Annotated in this window: 12 protein-coding genes; 5 read left to right on the top strand and 7 right to left on the bottom strand. The window is 43.9% G+C overall.

The features are described 5' to 3' along the window. The first annotated feature begins 84 nt into the window (after positions 1-84). The gene (miaE, locus tag R7070_RS07880; RefSeq protein WP_047100806.1) at positions 85-855 is read left to right on the top strand and encodes a tRNA isopentenyl-2-thiomethyl-A-37 hydroxylase MiaE; all 771 of its coding nucleotides are present in this window, start codon (positions 85-87) and stop codon (positions 853-855) included. A 125-nt stretch (positions 856-980) separates the two neighbouring features. Here the strand turns inward: miaE and R7070_RS07875 are convergent, their stop codons facing one another. Together R7070_RS07875 and R7070_RS07870 are read right to left on the bottom strand one after the other, a co-directional pair. Continuing rightward, positions 981-2,609, bottom strand: coding sequence for a methyl-accepting chemotaxis protein (locus tag R7070_RS07875; RefSeq protein ID WP_054575122.1), 1,629 nt, complete (start codon positions 2,607-2,609; stop codon positions 981-983). A 155-nt stretch (positions 2,610-2,764) separates the two neighbouring features. Continuing rightward, the gene (locus R7070_RS07870) at positions 2,765-3,031 is read right to left on the bottom strand and encodes a hypothetical protein (protein WP_017634954.1); all 267 of its coding nucleotides are present in this window, start codon (positions 3,029-3,031) and stop codon (positions 2,765-2,767) included. A 291-nt stretch (positions 3,032-3,322) separates the two neighbouring features. On the opposite strand from R7070_RS07870, the gene R7070_RS07865 reads away from it, so the two are divergent. Both R7070_RS07865 and R7070_RS07860 read left to right on the top strand, forming a co-directional pair. Next, entirely contained in the window at positions 3,323-4,651 is a 1,329-nt protein-coding gene (locus R7070_RS07865) for a sphingomyelin phosphodiesterase (protein ID WP_047100810.1), read from the top strand. Beyond that, a complete protein-coding gene (locus R7070_RS07860) occupies positions 4,648-5,604 on the top strand; it encodes a hypothetical protein (protein WP_054575121.1) in 957 nt (318 codons plus the stop codon). Before R7070_RS07865 ends, R7070_RS07860 begins: the two co-directional genes overlap by 4 nt. Before the next feature lie 84 nt (positions 5,605-5,688). On the opposite strand, the gene trpS is transcribed toward R7070_RS07860, so the two are convergent. Then, positions 5,689-6,711 (bottom strand): tryptophan--tRNA ligase, encoded by a 1,023-nt coding sequence (gene trpS / locus R7070_RS07855; RefSeq protein ID WP_318141180.1) that lies wholly within the window; start codon positions 6,709-6,711, stop codon positions 5,689-5,691. 601 nt (positions 6,712-7,312) lie between these two features. Between trpS and R7070_RS07850 the strand changes: the two genes are divergently transcribed. Further along, on the top strand, positions 7,313-8,269 hold the full coding sequence (locus tag R7070_RS07850) for an AEC family transporter (RefSeq protein ID WP_005388415.1): 957 nt from the start codon (positions 7,313-7,315) through the stop codon (positions 8,267-8,269). Between the two features lie 44 nt (positions 8,270-8,313). Here the strand turns inward: R7070_RS07850 and R7070_RS07845 are convergent, their stop codons facing one another. From R7070_RS07845 to R7070_RS07830, 4 genes are all read right to left on the bottom strand, one after another. Then, positions 8,314-8,769: a MarR family winged helix-turn-helix transcriptional regulator gene (locus R7070_RS07845; RefSeq protein ID WP_017635039.1), complete on the bottom strand. Its 456-nt coding sequence runs from the start codon at positions 8,767-8,769 to the stop codon at positions 8,314-8,316. Between the two features lie 187 nt (positions 8,770-8,956). Continuing rightward, complete coding sequence (locus tag R7070_RS07840) at positions 8,957-12,118, bottom strand: efflux RND transporter permease subunit (protein WP_005378264.1); 3,162 nt, start codon at positions 12,116-12,118, stop codon at positions 8,957-8,959. Positions 12,119-12,120: 2 nt separating this feature from the next. Next, positions 12,121-13,260 (bottom strand): efflux RND transporter periplasmic adaptor subunit, encoded by a 1,140-nt coding sequence (locus tag R7070_RS07835; RefSeq protein WP_017635040.1) that lies wholly within the window; start codon positions 13,258-13,260, stop codon positions 12,121-12,123. 465 nt (positions 13,261-13,725) lie between these two features. Further along, on the bottom strand, positions 13,726-15,363 hold the full coding sequence (locus tag R7070_RS07830) for a methyl-accepting chemotaxis protein (RefSeq protein WP_005378266.1): 1,638 nt from the start codon (positions 15,361-15,363) through the stop codon (positions 13,726-13,728). Positions 15,364-16,137: 774 nt separating this feature from the next. On the opposite strand from R7070_RS07830, the gene R7070_RS07825 reads away from it, so the two are divergent. Then, positions 16,138-17,127: a Solitary outer membrane autotransporter beta-barrel domain gene (locus R7070_RS07825; protein ID WP_017820055.1), complete on the top strand. Its 990-nt coding sequence runs from the start codon at positions 16,138-16,140 to the stop codon at positions 17,125-17,127. Position 17,128 lies beyond the last annotated feature (1 nt).

The raw sequence follows: 17,128 nt of genomic DNA, 5'->3' as shown, positions 1-17,128 counted from the left end.
TCAAGAAAGGCTGCAATTGCAGCCTTTTTTCTATCCGCAAGACAACGGATATGCCCAATAAAAATGTGAAGTACTAAAACTAAAATGATGAATCTAGACGCCTATCAAGATCTTCTTGCTCCCATTAACCAATTTCTGCAATGCAGTACACCTGATGAATGGGTAGAGGAAGCAAAGAAACCAGAGAACCTTCAAACCATTTTGTTAGACCACCTACTGTGCGAACTAAAAGCTGGCCAATCTGCCATGTTTTTAATTCGTAAGTATGCCGTTGATCAATCCAGTTCACATGCTCTACTTGACTGGTTTAAGCCCTACGAAGATTTTGCTTACCGTAACGTAGGCTCATTGGAAACTTTAAAAGGCAAGAGCAATATTTCTAAGGCAATCATGGCTAAGTCCGACTCACCATATAGCCAAGATTTGATCGATAAGATGGTGCTTTTGATAAAAGAGGAGTTACACCACTTTTATCAAGTTTTAGAGATCATGGAAAGTCGTGGAATTGAGTACAAAAATATTCCAGCAAGTCGTTATGCTAAAGGACTGATTTCGCATATGAAGACTCATGAGCCGGAAACGCTGATCGATAAACTCATCATTGGTGCGTACATCGAAGCTCGATCTTGTGAGCGTTTTGCCAAACTAGCACCACATATGGATGACGATATCGCAAAGTTCTACATTTCTTTATTACGTTCAGAAGCACGCCATTACCAGGATTATCTTGTATTAGCGGAGCAAATCGCAGGCAAAGATATCAGCGAGCGCATCGCCTACTTTGGACGTATAGAGGCAGATTTAATTTCTACGCCAGATACAGATTTTAAGTTTCACAGTGGTATCCCAGCCTAGCGAGCATATTCTCCCAAGGTTGAGCATACTCTGAACTTATATAGACAGAGAATAAATAAGCCGGACATTTCGTCCGGCTTATTTATTGTAGCAATGAGGTTAGGAATAAAGCTGAAACACAACAACTAGAGCTGGAATGAACCCATTCGAGTTTTCAAGTTGTGCGCTAGGCTACTAATCTGCTGACAAGCCACAGCCGTTTGTGAAGCTCCCTCAGCCATCTCTGTTGAAGCACTATTAATATGCTCCACACTGCGATTCAGCTCTTCGGATACAGAATTCTGCTCACTGCACGCCGTTGCGATTTGTGTGCTCATTTGCGCTATGTTATCGACAGAATGTTCAATTTCTTTTATCTGGCTATCAGCGTCATTAACTTGCTCAACACACTGAGAAATACCCTCCTGACAATCACGGCTTGAATGCCCTATTTTACTGCTGCTCTCTTGTAGCTGATTAACAATTTCCACAATTTGTGAAGTGGAGTCTTGAGTGCGTTGCGCCAGAGAACGAACCTCATCTGCCACAACAGCAAACCCACGTCCTTGTTCACCAGCCCGAGCGGCTTCAATTGCGGCGTTCAGTGCTAACAAGTTTGTTTGCTCGGCAATCCCGCGGATCACATCGACGACCACATTGATATTGTTTGAGCTCGATTCAAGCTCACGTGCCAGTTCATCTGATTCTTGGATCGTATGTGATACACGCTCAATTACTGCGATAGTTTGTTGTAACGTCGCCGTTCCTTGCTTTGCCACTTCCGCAGCCGAATAAGCAGAGGTTGCGCCAACTTCGGTATTTTGTGCCACTTCACTTACAGCAGCTTGCATCTCTGTCATCGCAGAAGCCACCGAGCTAAGTTCAATTTGTTGATTTTGCATACCAGAGGCGGTCTGAGAAGAAATAGCACTCACTTCCTCTACTGCTGCCGTTAGCTGAATCGTTGAGTCATTAATCTCAGAAACCAGCGAATGTAAGTTTGTTTGCATACCGACAAGCTCTTTAAGCAACGTTCCTAACTCGTCTTTGCTCAATTCACTTTCGTCGATTTGATTATTCAATTGACCCTTGGCGATTTTAGAAGCGAATTCCAATGCTCGATCAACAGGCCCGCAAATGACTCGAGAAAGCAGCATGGCAGACATTACCATGACCAATGCGACGACAAGCGCACCAACAGCAGCGCTGTATTGTGTAAATGCCGCTTCACTTTGTACTTCTTCACCAATCAAACTCACCAACTCATCGTTCAACGCGAGGGTATCATCCAAGCTGCTCAACGCTTTTGAGTAGGTATCGAAACTTGATAAAATTACATCATTTGCACTTTCAGCATCGCCTTGGCTTAGCAATACGTTGTAAGTCTTCGTTTCTTTGATGTATTGATTCCAAGTTTCTTTAAAAACGCTAAAGGACTGCGTTTCACGCTTATTAAGGTCGAGCTTTTCGTATTCTGCAATACCAGCCTGCACATCAGAACGCCATTGGTCGAGGCCTTTTAACCACTCACCAATTTTGGGGTGATTTGCGTTTGGCAATAAAGAGAACTCATCTTTACGCACTTTAGTAATATCAACTTGGATACCTTTCAAAATCGCAACAGAAGGTAAACTTTTATCTGTTAACACTGAAATGTCTTTATTCAGTGTTAACAAACCTTGCACCAACATTACTGACACTAAACCAAACACGGCAAAAACGGTTAAATAACTAACCGATATTTTCTTTACGACACTTAAGTCTTTAATACGCATGCACTTTCTCCCCGCAGCCTTTCCAAACCTCTCACTTAAGTGAAAGCTTAACCTCTAAAACACACTGTTTTTTGCGCTCGATATCATTGAACGCTCTTATATACATCGGCTTGAGAGATCAAATCTTGACCAGTAATTGATAGTTTTATCACATGCTATTTTAGAGATAGGCTCGCATGCTCCGTATTGTGTCTACATCTTTTCATGAGCGCTTCTCGGCGCAGATCCAAGATCTCATCGATGAGCTTTTCTTTCGCATTTATCCCAAAATGCTGGGCATAATTTTTTACTTTTGCTATCTCATTAGGTTGCAAGCGGTACACCTCTTTCTTTAAACGCGCTTCTGCTTCACTTCTAATCAAACCTTGCTCTTGTAACAATTTAATGATGGTTTCATCGGTTGGATTTACTGCTCTAGCCATGGTGCTCCATCTATCAATTTGAGTTCTAGCCATATAGCTAGATGAATGACGCCGCACAACTTATAGAGCAAAGATGACAGCTTGATTGCAGTGAATGCAATTCGTTGACTGTTGGTACTATTTTCCACCGCTTTAACGGCCACACACTCAATATCCCCATTCTCACCATTGAATAAAGATCACATTCTGATAACAATTTTCAGCGCTGGCTTAGATGTCATCCATATTTAACGTGCAAGTAACATTTATAAACAAGAATGATTGCTCTAGTTCAAATGATGGAAAAATAAGATGAAATTTTCGCAGTGGAGCCTTTTATTAAGTAGCTTGATAGCGTTACCCAGCATTGCAGATACCGACGTTTACCTAACGAATAACTCTGATCAACCGTTAACTATTCAAGTAAAACATGAAGGCAGTGATTTGCTTCAATACGGAGACGAGTGGCAACAACATGTGCAGGTACTTGGTCCGTGGGAAACTAAATCTGTATTAAGCTTCAACCGCTGGGAGGGCGTGAAATCAAATCAAACTTACCGTTTTGAAACTGTGGTTTCTAGCCCCGAAGGTGAAAGCATAACACTCAATCAAATAATGGAAGGCCATTGGTACAATTCGACCATTGAATACGGCTTATCCGCAGCCGATGTCGAGTTATCTCTCAAAGATGATCGTAACATTCATCGTGCCAACACTAACGCTTTTGGTACGAGAGAAACCGAACTGGCATTTAAGTCAGACAGTACCGCTCGATATGATGATCTTTACTACACCATCACGCCAAGCAAGGTAGCGGAGTCTGTCGACAACGAAGAACAAAACCTTAAGTTGATGACTTATAACATCTGGGCGTTGACGGCTATTGCATCGCACATTGGAGATCGTTACGAACTGATTCCTCAACATGTAAAAGGTTACGATGTTTTGGCGCTGCAAGAGGTGTTTGCCAGCGGCCGTGAAGCATTCTTACGTGAGTTAGCCAAGGAATATCCTTACCAAACAAAGATGTTAGATAAAGAAGGCGTTAATATTCATGATGGTGGCGTAATCATAGTTAGTCGCTACCCTATCGTGAATGAAGCGCAATATGTCTTTCCCGATTGCTCTGGTACAGACTGCTTTGCCGATAAAGGCGTAAATTATGCGGAAATAATTAAAGGTGGTCAGGCTTACCATGTGTTTGCTACCCATACCGCATCTTTCGATACAGACACCGCCCGTGAGTATCGTCAGCGCCAGTTCAAACAAATCCGCGCACTCGCCCAATCTCTTGACATTCCTTCGAGCGAAACTGTGGTATACAGCGGCGACTTTAACGTAAACAAAAGAAAGTTCCCTGGTGACTACCAACAAATGATCGCTAACTTAAGTGCCATAGAGCCTCACTACTCTGGTTACACGGAGTCAACCTTTGATCCCCGTATCAATAACTTCGCAGGTGAAGCGTTATCAGGTGGCGAAAACGTGGAATACCTTGACTATGTTATGGTGAGTAGTGAATACGGGGTGAAATCATTCAATGACAACCGTGTAGACGTGCCGCGCACAACCGCAGAGAGTTTATGGAAACACTATAACCTTTCTGACCATTTCCCAGTAAGCGCAACAATCAAGCCATGAAGAAAATCGCTTTGATAATCATGTCCGCCATTATGGCGGGCATGATATTTTTAACTTTCAGTCACGATGTTCAAAAAGAAGAGCTCGCTTCCTCTCCTTCCCCTAAGACAAAAAATCAGAGTGTCTCCAGTACATCACCACAAACAAGCAGCATCGTGCCCGATACAGATACTTCACCACAAACAGCTAAGCTCCCTTCCACAGTTCAAATAACGACTGAGCGATTAACTCAACTCAAAGGCAGGAAACTTGTCGCCCAACTTGAGACGTTTTGGCAAGAGTGTATGTTGAACCGTAGTTGTGAAGAGCAGGTCGCCTTGTTTGAGGCGCATTTATCTTCAGCTCGATTCCAGCTTTTGGCGAACTACCCTCAGCTCAGCAGCCAATGGCAAGAGAGTGTAGGAAATTTGTTATTTGATGAGCAGCAATCACTGGCGTCGCGTATTGCACAGCTGAAGAACGAAGCAAGACGCATCTGGGGAGAATTGGCTGATGTTGTTTTCGCGGATGAGTTCGCGCTGTACGATTTCAACTTAGAAGCCCAAAAGCTGGACACTCAAAGCCCAGATAACTTTTTGCGAGCTTTCGAGCAACTCACCATTGACTGGCAAGAACATGCAGGTGCTATCGGGCTAACAAGCGACCAGGAAAAATATGAGCGTGCGGTCACCCTGATTCCTAATAGTATAAGCCTACCAGATCGCTTGGCGCTCATCGCAGAGCTAGAACGAACTTACTTAACGAAAGAAGAAAGTAAAAACATTCATGCTCGTCAGCAGCAAATTACAGAGCAAAAAAAACGAGTCAAAGATTATCAACAAGCATTACAGCAACTTGAGTCCAAACTAAGAACGCAAAGAGCCTCTAGCCATTCACATTTGTCAGAACCGGAATGGCAAAGCTATTACCAACAAGAAGTCGCGGATTTTCGTCGTGAATTTTTTTCTTCTTAATAATGCGCTTTGACTGACTGGGAACTTAAAAAGGCACGTTGCTAACCAGCCGTCGTGCCTTATGTTCAACTCTCTACTTTTAATTCAGAACAAATTTAAACCAAATACATCTTTCACATCAAATAGCACTTTTTCGGTTTTCTCGCGAGAACGCTCACTACCTTGTTTTAAAATATCAATCAGCTGCGCTTTATCATTCAAATACATAGCGCGCTTTTCTCGAATAGGGCGAAGCATCTCTTGTAAGCATTCTTCTAACACTTTCTTGGTCAAACCATCACCTAATCCACCTCGTCGATAATGGTCTTTTAGCTGTTCGACATAATTTTTATCAGGATGAAAAGCATCGAGGTAGATGAATACAATATTCCCTTCGACTTGGCCAGGGTCCTCAATTTTCAGATGATTGGGATCGGTATACATAGATTTCACTGCCGCGGAAATCTCCTTTTCGGAGGCGCCTAAGTTGATTGCGTTCCCCATGCTTTTAGACATCTTATTTTTACCGTCAGTACTCGGCAAACGAGGTGCATCGCTAAGTAATGGACGGCATTCCCTAAGAACCTCTTTTCCACCCAGGTGGTTTATTTTTCTCACGATTTCATTAGTTTGCTCTAACATCGGCAGCTGGTCATCACCCACTGGTACTAGCGTCGCATGAAACCCCGTAATATCAGCAGCTTGAGAAATTGGATACGTTAAAAAGCCTGCGGGAATAGAGCGTTCAAAGCCTTTACTTTGAATCTCATTTTTAACCGTAGGGTTTCGCTCTAATCGTGCGATAGAAACAAGATTACTGTAATACATTGTCAACTCGGCTAACGCTGGAATTTGAGACTGCAACGTGATCGTCGTTTGAGCGGGGTTGATACCAACAGCCAAATAATCTGCAACGACATTGAGAATATTAGAGGATACCTTTGATGGGTTATGCGCGTTATCCGTCAGCCCTTGCATGTCCGCAACCAAGATCGTTTGCTCGTGCTCCGTTTGCAATTTGACTCGTTGTTGCAATGAACCAATATAGTGCCCGAGGTGTAATGGACCTGTTGCTCGCTCTCCGGTAAGTATAATTTCACGCTGAGATGTATTTTTATGGCTATTCATATTTGTCTCCAAGTATTTAATAGATCGCTACTGGAGATAAAAAGATCAAACACTCTTAGCTACCATCCAGCAGCTTAAGAATGTAAGTATTCCGCGCCGCTCTATTTAGAGCGCCACCAAGAGAAGGTTGTTAATGAAGGGCGAACGTGTATTTTCATGTTTTTTAAACTAACAGCACACACCGCAGAACTCAATCTGTTTTGTACTGAATTAGTGTGAGTGTTCCAACAGCCAATTAAGAGGATTACATTGGTAAAGACATCGCAATGACCAAAACCGCACCAAATACCGAACCAGAGACAAACGCACACAGTACAGTTTTGTTGTGTTTCCTTTTCATTGATGAACTCCTATCCATAACTACGATGACCAGCCCTCACATCTAATACGCATGTGGATGCATCACGACAACGAGTTAACCAACATATCGCACGTAGGACCAGTACCGCTTTGTTAAATTGGGACCTCGTCCATAACTTGGAGTGTAAATGACTCCGGAACCTACAACAGAAGAAAATTTCATCACGTTACTGTCCTACCCTCCGGGTTTGTGGCTTAATAGGCAGCAGGAACACTTTTTTCTTTTACTGCGGATACTTACATGGAAGCTGTTTTACATCAGTTGCAATTCTCTTTGTCGATAACCGGACCTATCTGTTTGATGTTGGTACTTGGCGTTCTTTTTAAGCGCTTTGGTCTAATCAACGATAATTTTATCGAAGTAGGCTCTAAACTGGTGTTTCAAGTTACCTTGCCTGCAATGTTATTTGTCAGCATTGTGGCTTCAGAACACGACTTTTCCGCGGCAAGTGGATTCGTCAATTTCGGCGTCATCGCTAGTATTTCGTTTTTCATTTTCACCTACCTTTCCGTCAAACTTCTGTTCAAAGCGTCGCCTGACCAAGGCGTTCTCATCCAAGGTGGGTTCCGAGCAAATACAGGTATTATTGGTATCGCTTACGTTGCCAATGCGTATGGTTCTCAAGGTGTGGCGTTAGCGGCTCTCTATGTCGCGGTCACCACATTTATTTATAACGTCCAAGCGGTAATTTGCTTATCGCCCAAGGGGGCAACGTCTGCCTCGCAAGCAGCAAAGATGATGGGCCGAACACTGACTAGGAATCCGCTCATAATCTCCATTGTTCTAGGAATGGCTTTTTATTTACTCGCTATTCCAGTACCGAATGTGGTTATTGACGCAGGAGACTACTTGTCCAAAATGACATTGCCTTTGGCGCTGTTGTGTACGGGTGGCTCACTTGATTTTAGCTTGATGAGAAAAGAGAAAGGTCCATCTTGGTTTGCGAGCAGTTACAAGCTCATCGTAGCGCCAGTCATCATCACCATGGGAGCTTACTTAGTAGGATTTCGAGGAATTGAGCTAGGTATTCTTTTCTTTATGAACGCCTCTCCAGTCGCTGCTGCCAGCTATGTCATGGCGCGTTCCATGGGAGGCAATGCCACGTTAGCTGCAAATATCATCGCACTCACTACGGTGCTTTCTACCGTGACCTGTACGTTGGGCATCCTATTTCTTAAGTTCTACAACTTAATATAATTGGCCAGCGATAAAATAAAGACGCTAGACGGCATTGATGTCAGTTACTGGTCGTGATTCGCAAAAGTGAGCTTTCTTACCAGACGAAAAAATTCACTCGCTTCAGATTCCGACAAACAAGAAAAAAACTCTTTCTGTAAATTCGTCATGATTTGATGAACTTGCTTTAAAGCATTTGCCCCCTCTTTTGTCATGCTTAGCATTTTAAGGCGCTGATTCGATTTACTTTTAGAAACTTGAACAAACCCTCTCTTTTCCAGATTGTCCACCATCCGCTTTGCTACACTTCGCTCAGTTCGAACCGCATCAGCTAACGCTTGCTGGCTCATAGGCTGAAATTCTTCTAAAGCGGCCAGTGCACTTGCCATTTCTAGTGTCATCAAATTTTGCCGAGAGAGCTCAGCTTGGGCACGATTGCGGTACATGCGCTGCATCACACCACAAACAAACATAGGACTTTGATCCAAAACGGAAATTGGGGAAATTTTCTGATCTTTCATCGTCGTTTTTCTTCTTTAGGCTTTCATTCGGCCGAAAAGGCTGTGCTGATACGGCACACAACACGCCGTCTTTCAGGCTCGCGTCATAGACGGTAACCACCAAGTGAAAACATAAAATAAAGAGCGCCGAAGCGCCCTTTAATCGTGTTTATTATCACTAGTATAACTCAGTTAAAACAACCAAGTCCTACTCGCTTTGCTGAGTGGGTTTAGTGCTGGTCTCAGACAACTCTGCCTCCGACTCTTTTCTCGCACGTCGATCAAACAATCGCTCAACCACTACAAAGAAGATTGGGACGAAGAATATACCCAATATCGTGGCACTGATCATGCCACCAAGTACGCCGGTACCTACTGCGTTTTGACCTGCCGATCCCACACCTGAACTGATAGCAAGTGGTACCACACCCAAACCAAAAGCAAGCGATGTCATGATAATTGGGCGCAGACGAACGCGAACAGCATGTAAGGTTGCTTCGATAAGCCCAGCGCCTTTCTCATAGTAGTCCTTTGCAAACTCAACAATCAGAATGGCGTTTTTGGTTGCCAAGCCGACCGTAGTTAATAAGCTCACCTGGAAGAACACATCGTTATCCATACTGCGCGTCATTACCGCAAGCACAGCACCAAGCACACCAAGAGGCACAACTAACACCACGGCGAAAGGTACTGACCAACTTTCATACAAAGCGGCAAGAACTAAGAATACGACGAGGATAGATAGCGCATATAGCATCGGCGCTTGGTTTCCGGAAAGGCGCTCTTCATACGAAATACCATTCCAGTTCACCGTGAAACCTTCTGGTAGCTTTTCTACCATTGCTTCAATTTCTTCCATGGCTTCACCAGTACTTACACCAGGAGCTGCACCGCCTTGAATATTCATTGCTGGCAAACCATCAAAGCGCTGCAAAAGAGGAGAACCATATGTCCACTCGCCACTCGCAAAAGCAGAGAAAGGCACCATCTCTCCCTTAGCGTTGCGTACGTACCATGAATCGAAGTCTTTTGGCTGCATGCGGTATTCCGCATCACTTTGCACCATCACTTTCTTCACACGACCGCGATCAATATAATCGTTAATGTAAGCCCCGCCCCATGCAGCTGACAGGATTTGGTTTACGTCATTGATACTGACATCCAAAGCACGAAGTTTGACGTGGTCAATGTTCACTTTGTACATTGGCGCATCTGCCTGACCGTTTGGACGAACACCGACAAGTTTCGGGTTTTGTGCTGCCATGCCCAGAAGTTGCCCTTGAGCCGCAACTAATGCATCGTGCCCTTTATTCAACGAGTCTTGGAGATAGAAATCGAAACCTGTCGAGTTACCTAGCTCTTGAATCGCTGGAGGGGCGAACGCAAACACCAAAGCTTCTTTAATGGTAGAGAAGTACCCCATCGCTCGGCCCGTAATGGAAGCCGCATCAGCGCCAGGCGCTTCACGCTCAGACCAATCTTTCAAACCGATAAATGCCATCCCCATGTTTTGGCCTTGGCCTGCAAAACTAAAGCCCGCAACGGAGAAGACGGATTTCACGTTGTCTTTCTCATCCACAAGGTAAAAGTCGCGCATTTTCTCAAGTGTTTTTTCCGTCTGCTCTTGCGTTGAGTTAGGCGGCAAAATGGCCATTGAGAATACCGTGCCTTGGTCTTCATCCGGCAAGAATGACGTTGGAAGGTTCATAAATAACCAGCCAGCACCTGCACTCATTGCCAAAAATACAACCAACATGCGACCTGTGCGTTTTAGAAGTTTGGCAACGCCGGTTTCATAGCCTGCTGTCATCGCATCAAACTTGCGGTTAAACCAGCCAAAGAAGCCTTTCTTCTCTAGAAGCTCAGCATCGCCTTTTTTCAGCAACGTAGCACACAATGCTGGAGTCAGAATTATCGCAACCAAAACGGAAAGCGTCATAGCCGCCACAATAGTTATTGAAAACTGACGGTAAATAACCCCGGTAGAACCAGACATAAACGCCATAGGGACGAATACCGCTGAAAGCGTCAAACCGACACCAATCAGGGCACCAGTAATCTGCCCCATCGATTTTTTGGTCGCTTCTTTGGGCTCTAAACCATCTTCATGCATCACACGCTCGACGTTTTCCACCACAACGATGGCATCATCCACCAGCAAACCGATAGCCAGAACCATCGCGAACATGGTTAACGTGTTTACGCTAAATCCAGTCGCGTACAAAATAGCGAAGGTTCCGAGCAATACGACAGGCACTGCGATCGTTGGAATGATCGTCGCACGGAAGTTCTGCAAGAACAGGTACATGATTAAGAACACAAGAAGAATGGCTTCTAATAGCGTTTTAACCACTTCTTGAATCGAGGCTTTGACGAATGGCGTTGTTTCAAATGGGTAAGCAATCTGCAACCCTTCTGGGAACGTTGCACTCAGTTGTTCTAAGCGCTCTTTTACCGCATTGGCTGTCTCAAGCGCGTTTGCGCCAGTACCTAATGAAATACCTAAACCCGATGCTGGGAAGCCATTATATTGGCCTCGAATATCGTAACTTTCTGCACCACGTTCAACACGAGCAACATCTTTCAAATAAACATTAGAACCACTGGCGTCAGACTTAAGAATGATGTCTTGGAACTCTTCCACACTGCTCAAACGACTTGCAGACGAAATCGTTGCATTCAACAACTGGCCTTCCTGCGCAGGTGCTGCACCAAGTTGACCTGAAGAAACTTGCGCGTTCTGTTCACTGATCGCGTTCGCTACATCGATTGCGGTCAAGTTGAACTGCGTAAGCTTAAATGGATCCAGCCAAACTCGCATCGCATACTGCGCACCAAACGCCTGCACTTGTCCTACGCCAGTTACACGACTTATCGGGTCTTGAATATTCGTTACAACAAAGTCGCCGATATCGTTTTCTGTAAAGTCTGGATCTTCAGAATAAACTGCGACAACCATGAGAAATGCCGTATTGGATTTATTGACGACAATACCTTGGTTTTGTACCTCCATCGGCAATGAAGTCAATGCCAATTGCAGTTTGTTCTGCACCTGTACTTGCGCGATATCAGGATCAGCTTCGCTATCAAACGTCAGGGTAATTGTCGCATTACCAAATGCATCACTGCTCGATGATAGGTAGCGAAGGTAATCTAATCCTGTCATGTTTTGCTCGATAACCTGCGTTACCGAGTCTTCAACGGTTTTTGCTGATGCACCTGGATAGCGAGCACTGATGGTGATCGTCGTCGGTGAAATCGTTGGGTATTGCGAGACGGGTAAATTGAATAATGACATTACCCCCGCCAACATCGTTAGAATCGCGAGAACCCAAGCAAATACCGGACGATCGATAAAAAATCGTGCCATGATTACTCCTGTTCACCGTTTTGGATAGTTACCGAACTGCCTGGCCCTACCTTTTGTAAACCGGCGGTAATGACTTTATCACCCGCGTTCAAACCATCAATAATGCGCCATTGGCTATTGATCGCTTCGGCAGTCTTCACTGGTTTCGCTTCCACTTTGTTCTCGCCATTAACCGTCATCACTGTCGCTTTACCTGTCGCATCACGAGATACCGTATTTTGTGGTATTAGAATCGCATCAGGGTCGACACCAGTAATGACCGTCGCACGAACAAACATTCCAGGTAGCAACAAACCGTCAGGGTTTGGGAATTCGGCACGAAGCGTCACGCTGCCCGTACTTTCGTTCACATTGACCTCAGTAAATTTCATTGTGCCTTTGTGTTCGTAAGTGCTGCCATCTTCAAGCATCAATGTAACTTGCGCAGAGTCATCTTCTTGCATATGGCCTTGGGAGAGTGATGCTTTCAAACGCAGCAGTTGCGCGGATGATTGCACAATATCAACATTGATAGGGTCAAGCTGCTGAATGGTCGCTAATTTGGCAGCTTGGTTAGCCGTAACCAACGCACCCGCTGTCACACTCGATTTACCGATCACCCCGCTAATCGGAGCTTTGACTTGCGTATAATCTAAGTTGATTTTTGCTGTGTTGATCTTGGCTTTTGCGACTAGGACCTGCGCTTTCGCTTCTTTGTATGCCGCTTCTGCTTCATCCAAGTCTTGTTGGCTGATGGATTTTTTGGTGATCAAGGTTCTGTAACGCTTCACCGTGGCATAGGTCGACTCTGCCGCAGCTTGCGCACGGATTAATTCCGCTTCAGCGCTCAGCAAATCCGCCTGAAATGATGAATCATCAATTTGATATAGCGACTGTCCTTGTTCAACAAGGCCACCTTCAACAAAATTTCGCTCCGAAATAATGCCAGTGACTTGCGGACGAACTTCTGCTTCTTTGAATGCTCTGCTACGACCCGGCAACTCTACTGTCAATGCTTGGCGCGTTGGCTGCACTGTTAACACTTCTACTTCGGTTACGGGCGCAGGCCCCCCACCTTGGCTCGATCCTTCTTCGCTAGGTTGACATCCAACCACAAAAAGGCTCGACGCAATCAGCAGAGATAGCGTGGTTTTACGTCTCATGAATTTTTCTCTCTTATCTACCGACAAGCCTTCAAGATTCCTTATTAAAAGCTTCTAGAATGACTTAATAATGACTAATGGATGTATATCCAGAACAAATTAATTAGGATGATAAATACCCAGTGTTGTACATACAACAAAATTTACAGTTCTATACGCTTACGAAAAACGTTTATGGTAAAGGTGTTATGAAGTTCTCAAATTTGAAGATTTTGGGTTGGAAATCACATTTTCCTGTGTGCAATTGCAATGGTTAAAAAGCAGCAAAAGTGATGATAAAAGCATCATCACGCTGTACAGAGTTTGTTACCGCTGTCTAGGGTTATTTGCCCACTCTGGTATACGAACTAAAGTGAGAAAGGAATGTAAATATAGTCGAAATTTCACAAGTCAGGTTCGCCACTTATCTAAAAAATAACCCGCTAAGAAGCGGGTTATTTCGTCAGTGAGATTGCTGTTCTCAGCTTATACTTTGAACTGACTGACCTGATGATCTAAACGTTGAGTTTGCTCTGACAACATGGCTAAAGAAGCTTGCGCTTGGTTTACGATTTCCACAATTGAAGTGCTACTGTCTGCAATGCCTTGTACGTTGCTATTTACTTCGTCACTTACTGTACTTTGCTGGCTCGCAGCCGTTGCAATGTGTGTATTCATCTCGTTCATACGTGAAATCGCGTTCAAGATTTCAGAAAGGGATTCACTCGCTCGGCCAGCGGACTTGATCGTTTCATCACTGCTATTTTGGCTACCGCGCATCACTTCTACAGCTTGTCCTGCACCAGATTGTAGCTTTTCAATCATGGTTTGGATTTCTCCCGTACTCTGTTGCGTACGACTGGCTAAAGAACGAACCTCGTCCGCTACCACAGCAAAGCCTCGCCCTTGCTCTCCAGCGCGAGCCGCTTCAATGGCTGCGTTAAGCGCTAATAAGTTTGTTTGCTCGGCAATACCACGAATTACATCCAGTACGGACGCAATGTTACTCACATCATGATCCAATGTGTTAATGACGTGGCTTGCGCTTTCGATTTCACTTGCGAGGCTGCGAATTGAGCTAACCGTTTGATCCAAAATAACATTGGTATTGGTAAGTTCATCATTCGCTGTTTGGCTCGCAACCGCGGCTTCGTTAGCGCTATCGCTTACATTTCTGCTGGTGACTTGCATTTCGTGCACTGCCGCCGCTACCGCCTCACTATCTTTTTGCTGAGAAACGGTCGAGTTCGCGATGGTCTTGGTCAACGAGCTAAGATTTGCCATTTCGTTACGTAGGGTATTTGAGCTTTCAATTACCTGAGCGACTGTCACTTGAATTTTGGACACAAACTGGTTAAATGCGTCTGCTAAATTGCCAATTTCGTCTTGTGTTTTTACATCGATTCGCTGACTTAGATCACCTTCACCGGACGCAATTTCTGTCATCGCATTTTTAATATCATTGATAGGCTTCACAACCGTTTGCAACAACAAAAACGCCATCGCAATAGCGGCCAGAATAACAATCACAATGCCCGCTTCAAGAATGAGTTCTGCTCTTGTTGCAGCCGCTGATATTTCGTCCTTCAATTGGCTTTGCTTTTCTTCTATTGCATCTTTTACAACGTTAAGCTGCGCTCTAACCTCGATAAATTGGTCTTCAAAGGTATGTTTGTGCTCATTGTAGTAACCACGCCATTGAGATTGAGGTAAACGTAGCATCGCCTCATAACTTGCTAACCATTTTTCACCCAAAGAGACAAGCGTTCGAACTTCATTACCATGTGTAGAAGGCGTCACACCGGCTTGCGATAGCTCAATCATTTGTTCCATACGCGGCAGCGCTTTGTATGCGTTGTCTTTGTATTCACCGATGTGGTGATCAATATCGGTTTGAGTATCAGAAAGAGCAACACCTTGGATTGCAGATGTAGCTTGGTAAAGATCGCGGTAAGCATCCTCAATCGTTAATAAGTTCGGCACGATCTGTTCGTTGAGTGTCTCACTCAATTCAGATTGCTTCCAACTTGTCATAACGTTTAATACAGAGCTCACAATAAACAATCCAATAATCAATGACAGCGGAATCACTATCTTCTGCTTGATCGTTAAGTTCTGGAACATGAATAGACTCTCTTTATTTATGGTATACAAACTGCCGGAAATTATATCAAACAAATAGAGTATACTATTAGGTAAAAGAGGCTATTCAACATGAAATCTAATGACTTTTTGACAAGGGTTCTAATTTCAACAATTAGTTGATTTTATACAAAATTTAACAAAGAGATCTTTTCAAAAGATGCAAATTAAAATGCTCTTTCAAAACGAAAAATATGTAACAGAAAGTGAATTAAAAGGGACCACATTTTGAAGAATAGATCGACTCAATGATTTACTGAGAACACATACAAAACACAGTTCTTGGATTGAGCACCACCGCGGAATATGCAAAGGTCCGAACATTTCTTCTAAAGCTCAAAAAAACCATTGTTTATCTGACGTATTTAAGGGTACTCCTTGATGATGTTAGTCGTGATGTTGGCAGACAGGATGCTTACAAGTTTTCGAAGTTAACCAGTAGCACAGTGAACGATTCAGATTTTCTTGAGCGCCAAGGCAATAAAAAAGTTTGCTATTTTCCTCTCAAGAGACGCATTAAAGAAAATAATGCAACCTAGTCACAAAGTCTTGCTACATCTTCAGAAAAGAATGATGTTGCTAAACAAATCTGGTGCAGCATACACATTGAAGCTAAACTCGTTTAAGGAACTTTTTCATATCAATATGAGAAAACATAGATTTCTCAAAGTTACACCGACCATTCAACGATTAAACTAATGTTAGCGTACCGGTACGTCCAAAAACTCCATGCATGAACCATTTGAAAGAGCCAAAATGTTCCAACCCAACTTCGCCTCAGTGGAGTGGCGAGTCGTTTCGCTCGCTCTCCTACTCTCTCTTCCTAACACAGCTCAAGCGGATCCACTAGATAAGGAAATTAGCAACCTTCTCCAACAACGTTTTTCTATCGCGGTTTTGCTGTCCGACACTGACGCAATTGCGTTTGGTATTGGCGACTTTGATCCGAATGCATTATTTGATACCGCCAACCCAGAGTTCGGGACTGACGAGTCAATCAATGAACGTCGAAGCAAATCCGTATATGTTCTCCCTTACACGACTAACTTTGACATAGAGGGCAGCGAGGACTTACATGAGCTGTCGTTTAAGGCATTTACGATACAAACAGAGAATGATCTCAAACTATTCGGCACAAGTAAGGATCTTCTCAAGGAAAGGACATACGGTGCATCGATTGGTTATGGGTATCTATACAAAGCAAGTGAAAACGTCACCCTTAGCACCAGAACGACGACTCACCTTATGCGTTATAAAAACTCATTCTCTACCGATAATAAACTTTCATCCATCATTGGAAGAATCCTAGACGGCCGTGCCGTTAACGTTTCAGCATGGGCGGCAATAGTTCAACCATCCATTAAAGCCAAATACACGTCTCCCACAATTTGGGGGAAATGGCATGCCAGTTCGACATTGAATTCATTCATTGGGCACAGCTGGGGAAGCGCAAATAACGGCAATATAGGCAACCCTAAAGGTTGGTACCTATCTAATGAAATCACCGGTTACTACAATATTTATCACGGTGAGCAGGCTTTATTTACCGGGATTAAAAGAGTCGACCTTTCGCATGATTTAAGCGATGAACTGGGAAGTCCGCATTACTACGAAGCTTCTATAGGATGGCTATTTTATGCACCAAAGCCCTTTGATTGGTTGGACAATTTCGGCATAGGCGTTAACTTCAACTACGGCTCGACTCTCAGAGGCGGCAGCATTCAGCTTTACTACAACAAACAATAAA

Source organism: Vibrio sp. 1557, assembly GCF_033340175.1.
GTDB lineage: Bacteria > Pseudomonadota > Gammaproteobacteria > Enterobacterales > Vibrionaceae > Vibrio > Vibrio alginolyticus.
Note: the sequence above shows the minus strand (reverse complement) of the source record. Positions and strands in the feature narration are given on the sequence as shown.